This is a genomic window from Microcoleus sp. A003_D6 (assembly GCF_036702825.1).
Taxonomy (GTDB): domain Bacteria; phylum Cyanobacteriota; class Cyanobacteriia; order Cyanobacteriales; family Microcoleaceae; genus Microcoleus.
Genome location: NZ_JAUBWA010000065.1, coordinates 1 through 9711 on the forward strand (window position 1 = coordinate 1; position 9711 = coordinate 9711).

At 47.5% G+C, this 9711-nt stretch carries 10 protein-coding genes; 6 read left to right on the plus strand and 4 right to left on the minus strand.

Features of this window, described 5'->3' with window-relative positions; all coding sequences use genetic code 11:
* Positions 1 to 198 precede the first annotated feature (198 nt).
* A complete protein-coding gene (locus QUB70_RS18515; RefSeq protein WP_332982573.1) occupies positions 199 to 1071 on the minus strand; it encodes a DUF928 domain-containing protein in 873 nt (290 codons plus the stop codon).
* Between the two features lie 421 nt (positions 1072 to 1492).
* Between QUB70_RS18515 and QUB70_RS18520 the strand changes: the two genes are divergently transcribed.
* A complete protein-coding gene (locus tag QUB70_RS18520; protein WP_332982576.1) occupies positions 1493 to 3184 on the plus strand; it encodes a transglutaminase domain-containing protein in 1692 nt (563 codons plus the stop codon).
* A gap of 108 nt (positions 3185 to 3292) precedes the next feature.
* On the plus strand, positions 3293 to 3433 hold the full coding sequence (locus QUB70_RS18525; protein WP_332982577.1) for a hypothetical protein: 141 nt from the start codon (positions 3293 to 3295) through the stop codon (positions 3431 to 3433).
* 458 nt (positions 3434 to 3891) lie between these two features.
* Here the strand turns inward: QUB70_RS18525 and QUB70_RS18530 are convergent, their stop codons facing one another.
* Positions 3892 to 4878 (minus strand): aldo/keto reductase, encoded by a 987-nt coding sequence (locus tag QUB70_RS18530; protein ID WP_332982579.1) that lies wholly within the window; start codon positions 4876 to 4878, stop codon positions 3892 to 3894.
* Between the two features lie 143 nt (positions 4879 to 5021).
* Positions 5022 to 5915: an alpha/beta fold hydrolase gene (locus QUB70_RS18535; protein WP_332982580.1), complete on the minus strand. Its 894-nt coding sequence runs from the start codon at positions 5913 to 5915 to the stop codon at positions 5022 to 5024.
* A gap of 169 nt (positions 5916 to 6084) precedes the next feature.
* Between QUB70_RS18535 and QUB70_RS18540 the strand changes: the two genes are divergently transcribed.
* Both QUB70_RS18540 and QUB70_RS18545 read left to right on the plus strand, forming a co-directional pair.
* Positions 6085 to 6354 (plus strand): hypothetical protein, encoded by a 270-nt coding sequence (locus tag QUB70_RS18540; RefSeq protein ID WP_332982581.1) that lies wholly within the window; start codon positions 6085 to 6087, stop codon positions 6352 to 6354.
* A 255-nt stretch (positions 6355 to 6609) separates the two neighbouring features.
* A complete protein-coding gene (locus tag QUB70_RS18545; RefSeq protein WP_332982582.1) occupies positions 6610 to 7098 on the plus strand; it encodes an ATP-binding protein in 489 nt (162 codons plus the stop codon).
* Between the two features lie 247 nt (positions 7099 to 7345).
* Here the strand turns inward: QUB70_RS18545 and QUB70_RS18550 are convergent, their stop codons facing one another.
* Positions 7346 to 7621 (minus strand): DUF6439 family protein, encoded by a 276-nt coding sequence (locus tag QUB70_RS18550; protein ID WP_332982584.1) that lies wholly within the window; start codon positions 7619 to 7621, stop codon positions 7346 to 7348.
* A 111-nt stretch (positions 7622 to 7732) separates the two neighbouring features.
* Here QUB70_RS18550 and QUB70_RS18555 point away from each other — a divergent pair, with 111 nt between their 5' ends.
* Positions 7733 to 8098, plus strand: coding sequence for a DUF2203 domain-containing protein (locus tag QUB70_RS18555; protein ID WP_332982585.1), 366 nt, complete (start codon positions 7733 to 7735; stop codon positions 8096 to 8098).
* A gap of 97 nt (positions 8099 to 8195) precedes the next feature.
* On the plus strand, positions 8196 to 9587 hold the full coding sequence (asnS, locus tag QUB70_RS18560) for an asparagine--tRNA ligase (RefSeq protein WP_332982586.1): 1392 nt from the start codon (positions 8196 to 8198) through the stop codon (positions 9585 to 9587).
* The last annotated feature ends 124 nt before the right edge of the window (positions 9588 to 9711 follow it).

A 9711-nucleotide genomic window follows, 5' to 3' on the forward strand; every position in this document is an offset into this window, starting at 1 on the left:
GAGACTTCCGTTCTTTGAGTTGTGCGTATTCCTTGTTCAACACTCATAGCGATATGATACCATTATTGTTTATAATTGCTTATAAACTCAATGAAGTTTTACAATACCATTTTAGATTTTAGATTTGGCAATGACTTATGGCGATCGGGGTTTGGGGCTTGCCTGCCATTGCATTCTTTGCGTGAAACTGGTGTCGAATTATTTTCTTGTGATGGGTGTTAACTCACTTGCGATTAAGGGTTCTCGGGCGATTTTGCCGAGTTCGACTGAGTTCAACGCTTCTAACCACTTGAGCGCTAAACTGGCATCGCTGGGAGACTCCATTCGCAATTGAGCTAGAGTTGCCAGGTACTCGTACCAGAGACCTTGTTGGGCGAAGATGCTGAGCTTGGCGCGACGATCGTCGCCCGATCGATCCAACTCTGTTTTCACGGTTGGGGCGAGTGCGGTGCGGTTGATCCACCCGGAAACGAGAACATCATCTCTATAGTTTTTTGGGTTGCATTTGATAGTAAAGTACCATTGATAGTTTTTGCCCACTTCCAGGGCTGGCGAGTTGCCGTCGGAGCCGAGGCTGACGCTAACGATACCAGGACGGCTAGTTACCATCCGAAAACTTTTTTTGTATAGTGTTTTGTCCCTTTCGTCTGCTAACTCAAACTGAACTGTTTTGTCGAGGGCTACGGGAAGGTAGTAGAAAAATGTCGGCTTTGCTGATATGGTTTGCCCCATAGTTGATTGGGGAATCAAGGCAGTTAAGGCAGTTGTGGCAGTGGGGCATTCTAAGCCGCGGGTTCCTCCCCCTTCCCGCCTTCCGGGTACTCCCTGCTCCGGCGGTTGAAAGCTATTCCACGTGGCTCCCAATTGCTGGCTGTTCGGTTTCCTTCCGGTTGGTTCAGGGGGTTGAACTGTTTGCCAGTTGAGGGGTAGCTGCGGTTGTGAGGGGCGCGGGACGCTGTTTGCGGGGCTGTTGAGAGCAAGAGCGGGTATTAAAAAACTACCGGCGGCAACTGCCTCTAAAGACAAAATTAAGGAAAGAGCACCGATATTTAGAGCAGACTTCCAAGCCATGACGAACCTGCCTTCTGATAACCTAAGAACTTTATCGCACGATTTTATTCTACCCAAGGTTTTGACGGATATAGTAATCTGTTGTACTTAATTTATATCTTTAGCCAGATACGATTAGTTTGGTTGCTCTGACCAATATGGAATTGTGTGTAGCGTTTTTCAGTGGTAGCCTAGTAGTTATACTTACTTGCCTTCACGGCAGCAGGTTGGGTTGAGGTTATTAAACCTAACTTTCACAAAGACTAATATTCCGGGTTTTTCAACTCTGCGAAGAGGCTAAAACGCATATTTTCGTAAAAAAAACCCGGTTGATGGGTTAGTCCTAGATATCAGGAACCTCGGCAATTTTGCTGGCGAACCTCAAGCATCGGCTACAAGTTACGAATCAGGTTTTCTGTACAATACCGGCAAAAAATTTAGCATGAATCTCGATTCACCAGTTCTCTCGGAGAAACAGCCTTCGGGGCTGCGGATGGTAAGACCGATCGGGGTCTTGGCACTGCACGGCATTGCTTTTTTAGGAAATAGGTTGTTCGCTGTCGATCGCGCCGAAGGGCTGCTATTGGAGATCGATCGAGAAACTGACAACACTACAGTTTTGAATCCTTGTCAAACGGCTAAGTTTGCGGGCGCAACCGGGCTGGCTATTTCGGAAGATACTCTCTGGTTTGCGCGGGATGAGGATATTTGTTGCTGTCCGGGGGCAATTCGGGACGGGGCGATGGCTGAACTCAAGCCGGAACATTTTGTTTCGCTTCCTTATCCTGCTGACGGGATTGCAGTTTGGAAATCTACGCTTTATGTGACGTGCCAGAGATTGGGCTATATTCTGGTTTTTGACCTGAAAAATGGTCGGGAAATTACTCGGTTTTACGCTCCCGGTATAGGGGTAGAAAATATCACTGTCCGGGATGAGGAACTTTGGGTTTGCGACAAGATTGAGCAAACTGTTTACTGTTTGGAACGGGCAACTGGGGAGATTAAATTTAGCGTTTTGACTCCCTTTGAGTCGCCTTCTGGTTTGGCTTTTCACAAGGATTCAGAGACGGGGGAAGAGGTTCTGTACGTGGCTTATTCTGGGGATGAACTTTACATCCGGGATGACCCAAATTCGGAAGATCCTTTTCAGTTGACGAAGCGCGATCGCACTTTTATTCAGCCTTTGTCTTTTCACTACAATGAAGCCGAGCGCTACGCTCTGTCAAGCGGTTTTTTGATGGAAATGTCTTATGTGGAGGAACTGTCTCCTCTCGATGAGGTAGAAATCGAAAATTTGGAGTGGCGGATTGCTTTGCCTTCGGAAACTCACCGGCAAAAGGTCAGGAAAATTACGCCGATCGGAATGCCTTTTACTGAGGAAATTCAGGAAGGGGAACGGGTGGCGGTGTTTAAGTTCGATCTGCTGCACCCTGGGGAACGCCGAATTTTTGGCTGGAAGGCTTTGTTAGAAGTTCGATCGATTAAGTATCAGTTGTCGCCTCGGGATGTCGAAAAGATTCCGCAACTGTCGCCGGAGTTTGCAGCTAAGTATTTGGTGGATAATGATAATTTGGCGATGGATACGGAGATTGTGCGATCGGCTGCTGTGGCTGCCATTGGCTCGGAAACTAATATTCTGAGGCAGTTACTGAGCATTCGCAATTTTGTTTACGACCAACTTTCTTACGGGATTAGGCCTCACATTGATACTCCCGATATTGTACTGCGCCGCGGCATCGGTTCTTGCGGCGAGTACGTGGGGGTGTTGTTGGCTTTGGCAAGGTTGAACCGGATTGCTTGCCGCACGATCGGGCGCTACAAGTGTCCGGCTTTTGCTGACAGAAAAGGCGTGCCGCTAGAACCGGATTTCAATCACGTTTGGCTGGAGTTTTACATTCCGGGCTTTGGCTGGGTGCCGATGGAATCTAATCCTGATGATATTCAAGACAGAGGCCCTTATCCTTTGCGATTTTTTATGGGTTTGGCTTGGTATCACGTAGAAATTGGCAAAGGAATTCGGTTTCAAAGTCTCACAAGCGGGGGTCTTCCTTTAAACAAGGAGGATGTTTCCGTGGGGAGTCTGGCAATTAATCATGTGAGGTTTACAATTTTGGAAGATTTGCCAGCAGTTTGAAGGAAGTGTTAACAGTTAACAGTTAGCCGTCAACCTTCAACTGTTAACTGTTAACATTTTTAATCTAAAATCGAAAGTAGAAAATGTAAAATCAGAGGAAGATGGGTTGTGGAGTTTTCGATTGCTAATATTCTCGTTTTAGTTGCTTTTGTACTGCTGCTGACGGTGACTGGCGGGGTCGCTTATTTGACGACGGTTGAGTGGCGCGATCGCAGGCGGTTAGATAAGGCTAAACGGAAAAAACAGTAGCTCTTTGCTGTTGACAAAGTGCATTTTTTATGATAAAAAACAAGGCGACCTGGTTGGGTCGCCTTGTTTTGTGATTTTAAATATAGCAAAAGGAAGAAGGAAGTTCGGCAACGGATTATGTAACGGATGTAACGGATGTCCGTCGGAAGACGGAAGACGGAAGACGGAAGAAGCAACACTCGCAATGGTTTGAGCAATTTAAAATCTCCTAATCGGCTTGGCGGTTGCTATATTTTTACGGCAGGTAAAAGCCAGTTCGGTAACATAAACATTGTAGGTTTGTAGTGAGGACTTGAGTTGTTTCTAGTATTTTTACGCAGCAGTAAAGTTCTCACTACCAAACAATTTGATTGCAGTCGTTTGCCCGCACATAAGATGATTCACGGGCGAGACGCCCGCGCCACAACAAATACACCACAACGAACACACCGGAAAAAATGGATTTTGGATTGGGAAGTTTAAGTCCACTGTCGGAAAAATGTATTTTCTTGCCAAGCAGCGGCAGTGCGTTTTTCAAGTGCTGCCATTTCTGTTTGGTTCAGGGGTTGGAATGCTTGGGCGACTTTGAAGTTTTCTTCTAATTGTTTTACTGAGTCGGCGGCGATGATGCAGCAGTGCACGCCGGGAAGTGAAAGCGTGTAGCCCATTGCTTGGTGCATTCCATCTAAAACACCCTTCTGAAATAATTTGCCGTAAGCTGGTATTTTCATGGCTATGACGCCGATGTTTTTTGCTTTGGCAACTGGTAAAGCGCTGGTAACAAAGGAGCGCGGGTGATGTTTTTCGGCGGCGTTGAGGGAGATTAATGTTGTGTCAAAAGGATAGCGCTCCCAGCCGGCCACAATGATAGCAGGTTCGTGGTGTCCGGTGATGCCGGAAAAACGAATTATTTTTTGCTCTTTGGCTTCTTCGATCGCCTTTATTGCTCCTTTGGTACTGAAAATTTGGTCTAATTCTGTTTGGAATGAGACGTGGTGGAGTTGCCACAAGTCTAGCCGATCGGTTTTCAATCTTTTGAGCGATCGCTCTAAGTCTCTCCACGCGCCGTCTCTGTCTCTGGCGGAGGTTTTTGTGGCTAGGAATAGGCGCGATCGATATTTTGGCAAAACTTTGCCTAAGTTTTCTTCGCTGGGCCCGTACTCGGCCGCCGTGTCAAAATAACGAATGCCTAGTTCGATCGCGCGTTCAATTTGCGCCGCCGCTTCTGCTTCTCTTCCAGGCTGCGACAGCGGTGTTTGTCCGGCCCCTCCCAAACCGAAAATCGGCACTTTCACGCCGGTGTTGCCTAACAGTCGTTCTGGCATTTTTACTGTGGCTGCCGCCTGATTATTGGGTGCGGCTGCGATTTCCCGATCGTGCTGGTCGATCGTGTTAGCGGCTGCAATGCCGCCGGCAACAGCTATACTGCTCAATATAAAATTGCGGCGAGTCTTTTTGCGGGTCATGGTTTCGGTATCCTCAGAATATTTGAGTAGAAATTAACCGCATTTGTGTTGGCACAATACTTAAATTTTTACCGCAAATCGGATAATTTGCCCCCTCTCCGAGGGAAGAGAGAGCCGGGGCCAATAGTCTATGTGCCGATCGACTATTGGTCAATTATCCATCCCCGAATCAGTTCGTTGATCTGTTCTGGTACTTCGTCGTGGGGACAGTGACCGGCTTTAATAAAGTGTTCTGTCAACTCTGGATAGTGGTTGCGAAATTTGGCGCTTCTTTCTGTAGAATTCATCCACGGATCGCCTTGTCCCCACAGCATTAGCAACCGGCAGTTTAATTGACTCAGCAATACATCGATTTTTTCGCCTTGGGGTGTTCGGAATACGGAAGCGAATACTTTGGGGGCACCGGGATCGCAGGAGGGAAGGTAAATTTCTTCTACTAATTGGTCTGTGACGGCGCTTTGGTCGAGATAAACTTTTTCTAGGGTTTTCCGAATTGTCGATCGCTGGCGCACGTACTGGAACAGCAGAAAACTTGCCCAATCTTGCTGAAATAAGGTTTTAGCTACTACAGATATGGCTTTTTGCAAGGGCGGGGCTTCGGGTGCGGGCTGCGGTTCGCTGAAGGGGCCGGCGCTGTTGATTAATATCAGTCCGGCGGCAGATTCGGGGCGCTGGGCGGCTACACACAGGGCGGCGTAGCCTCCGAGGGAGTTGCCGGCTAGTACGGCGGGTCGGCCGATGATGTTGGTGATAAAGTCGTGGAGTTGGTCGCGCCAGAGGTCGCCGCTGTACTGGATTTCGGGTTTTGCCGATCGCCCGAATCCCAAAAGGTCGATCGCCCACACTTCAAAGTCTTTGCTCAGGCCGCTGATATTTTTGCGCCAGTGGTCTGTGGATGCTCCAAAACCGTGAATTAACAGCAGGGGAGGCTGTTCTGGATGCCGATCGCTGGATCGAACGTAGTACACTGAATGCCCCCGCCACTGCCAGTAAGTGCCGGGAATGGGGGCTGCGGTGATGGCTGGGGTTGTTTGCATGATGTAAAGAAATAATTATTTACTTTAACTATTGTATCGCGACGTTCAGATTTATATAGTTGGGCAAACGCGCCTGGCTTCTGCCAGCAGAGGATTTTTCAATTTTGGCGAGTTGGGATCTCGCGCTCGCCCGCACTCAGTATCAATAACTTTTGTAACGAATGTTGATTTGGTGAGGATCGCAGTAGTGCGATTTTTGTGCGCCGAGTCGAACTTAGGAAATAAATCGGGTTTCGCCTGCAACACACCTAGGTATGATAATTTTGCTGTGGGGCGGCAAAAGCAAGTTCTGGGCGATGGCGCTTGCCCAGGGGCTGCGAGGGTCGAACCTGATTGGCGATGGTCGAGGGATCGACTTTTTCACATTTATTTCCGAGCTTTTCAAGGTGGGGATCGTTTGGTAGGAACTGTTGACGGCTTGGGGATGGAGCGAGTCTAAGCGTTGCTAGTTGGCAAAAGCCCACATCAAAAATCTGGCTGCTGGGAGAAATTATACGTAAAATTACTGATGGTTCTCGGCAGAAGTTTCTCAGAATCGCTGAATATTTTGTGACGTTGTTTGCTTTCTTAATTGCTTTGATACTCTAAGATAGAAGTAGAGCGGCGCAGCTCAATTAATTAGCATTTTGAATACTAGGGAGCCAACTATGCAGGGTGTGAACTTTATTCACCTGAAAGTTAGGGAGTTTTCTGAGTGATTGCTATTTCACCCCGTCCGGTCGGACGCAATTGGATTACGATTAGCTTCGCTTCTACCCTATACCTTTGTCCTATTTTGGATCTGCTCCTAGCAGAGCTTCCGGATCGGTGGCAAGCGGAATTGCGGTTAGGGCTTCAAGAAGCTTTGGTAAATGCTGCTAAGCATGGGAACAAGTTAGACCCCGGTAAAACTGTTGGAGTCCGTTTTTCGATCGTCCAAAACCAATATTGGTGGGTGATATCGGATGAAGGTTCTGGCTTTAATGCTCCTTGCAGTTGCAACCTTTATACCGATGATTGTGAAAGTCTCCTAGCAGAGGATGTTGCAGGTGACTCTGCACTCCCCCATGTTGAACAGGAATGTGGTAGGGGGTTGTTTATTCTTTACCAAATATTCGATCGCGTAGAGTGGAATTCTCAAGGTACAGAGTTACGGCTGTGCAAAGAACTTCCCAGTCGCTACCGGCTGCCTCGCTTGCGCTAGCACCGCTATGAAAGCAGCAGTTTTCACCTCAGCTAGACCTGCAAATTTTTTCGTTTCCGGGCCCAAGCTTGGACTGAGAATTTGAAAGACCTGGCTATTGATAGTCGATCGTAATGCAAAATGTGTGTTTTGAGTTAAAAAAAGTATAAATCTTTTGAACTGACAATCGCGTGGCTCGATCGAGCAGCGCGATTGTCTAAGTTTTGAGCGACCGATCGAGTCAAAACTCAAGACTCAAGACTCAAAATTATTTTCCGTGGGTGGGACAGGGAGGAGCAGATATCGATCTATCCAGCCATCCTGCTGCTTGTTTTAAGCGCGGGAGAGCTTCTTCTGGCTGTTTTTTGAGCAAAAAGACCAAAGCGGCCGCAGCTTGCTCTCCGGCCCGCGCGGAACGGTTGGCTTTGAGGCGGTGCCAATCTTTTTCGGCGATGGCGAGGCGCGCGGCTAGAGCTTGGGCTAGTTCTACCGTGCTAAGCTCGTTGAGGTTGACAGTTTGGGTTGTTTGTGTAGTTTCAAGCATAATTGGCAATTATACGGATTGGGCTGCCGTTTCTGAATTTAAAAAATATACTGCATATAATAACAACTTAATTAGGAATCGGTTTTTTTATTGTCAGGTTTGCAGATCGAAATGCCTCAACAGCCGTCAGAGTTAAATCCCCAAGAGCAAGAAAGTGAGTTTGTTCAAGCGATCGCAGCAGTGGAGCGATCGCTCGCGGCAGTTAAAGAGCGTTACACTCAAATTCAGGTCGATCGACAGCGCCAAGTCGAACTCGGCCATCGGCGCGAAGAAATCCGCCAGTCTGTGCGCCAAAATCCATTGCCGCAACTCAAAAAAGAATTGCGGGAAATTGAGCAAGAATTGGAAACTATCGAGTTGAATTTAGAAAGCAGCCTGTTTTCTTGGGGAAGCATAAAACAACCTTTTTGGCAAGCAGTTCGCTTTGGGGGACTCGGTATTTTAATCGGTTGGATTTTGAAATCCTATGCGGGATAGTTTTTGATTTTTTTTACCGCAGAGGGCGCAGAGGGCGCAGAGGAAGAGAAAAGAGAGAAATATGGTGCAAAATAATATTAAATAAACGGGAGTGGATATGACAAATCAACGAATTGCAGCAATTTTGCGCGGTGGCGAGCCCGACGAAACTGTAACTGTTCAAGGTTGGGTTCGCACTAAGCGCGAATTGAAAGAATTTGCCTTTGTGGAAGTCAACGACGGTTCGGCGATGGCTAACTTGCAAGTAGTCATAAATTCCGATTTGCCAGATTTTGAAAATGTACTGAAACAACTGAATACAGGTGCATCTTTAGAAGTGTCGGGAGTGCTGGTAGCGTCTCCAGCAAAAGGACAGCGAATTGAGTTGAAAGCTTCACAAGTGCAAGTTTACGGCGATGCAGACCCGCAAACTTATCCGCTGCAAAAAAAGCGCCATTCTTTTGAATTTTTGCGGACAATCGCGCATTTGCGGCCGCGCACAAACACCCACGGTGCTGTCTTTCGAGTCCGCAATGCTTGTTCGGCGGCGGTACACCAATTTTTTCAAGAACGCGGTTTTTTGTGGGTTCATACTCCGATTATTGCTGCTAGCGACTGCGAAGGTGCGGGGGAAATGTTCGCGGTTACTAACTTTGATTTAAAGAATGTGCCGCGCACTGATTCGCAAGAGGTTGATTATGCTCGAGACTTTTTTGGAAAGCGCGCCTATTTAACAGTTAGCGGTCAGTTGGAAGCGGAAGTTATGGCGATGGCTTTCGGAAATGTTTACACTTTTGGGCCGACTTTCAGAGCGGAAAATTCTAATACTTCGCGACATTTGGCGGAGTTTTGGATGATTGAACCGGAGATGGCATTCTGCGATTTGCAGGGAGATATGGATTTGGCTGAGGCGTTTTTAAAGTACATTTTTAAATACGTTTTGGAGCGTTGCCCGGAAGATATGGAGTTTTTCAACGATCGCATTGACAAGACGGTTTTGGCTACTGCTGAAAATATCATTAATAATCAGTTTGAGCGGATTACTTACACCGAGGCGATCGCACTTTTGGAAAAAGCCGACAAAAAGTTTGATTTTCCGGTAAGTTGGGGCTTGGATTTGCAGTCGGAACACGAGCGTTATTTGGCTGAGGATTTGTTTAAAAAGCCGACGATTGTCAGCGATTATCCCGTCGGGATTAAAGCATTTTATATGCGTTTAAATGAGGACGAGAAAACGGTGCGAGCAATGGATGTTTTGGCTCCTAATATTGGGGAAATTATCGGCGGTTCGCAGCGGGAAGAAAGGCTGGATGTGTTGGAGCGGCGCATGGAAGCCCAGGGTATGAATAAGGAGGAATTGTGGTGGTATTTGGATTTGCGCCGCTACGGTACTGTGCCTCACGCTGGCTTTGGTTTGGGGTTTGAACGGTTGGTGCAGTTTATGACGGGAATGGGGAATATTCGGGATGTGATTCCGTTTCCGAGAGCGCCTTTGAGCATTGATTTTTAGTTGGCGATTGTGCGGCAAAACGTAGGGACACGGCAACGCCGTGTCCTTACCAGTCAGTTAGCCGTAGGGTGCGTCGCCATCGAAAATTCACAAATAAGACCGACAATCTCACAGCGACGCACCA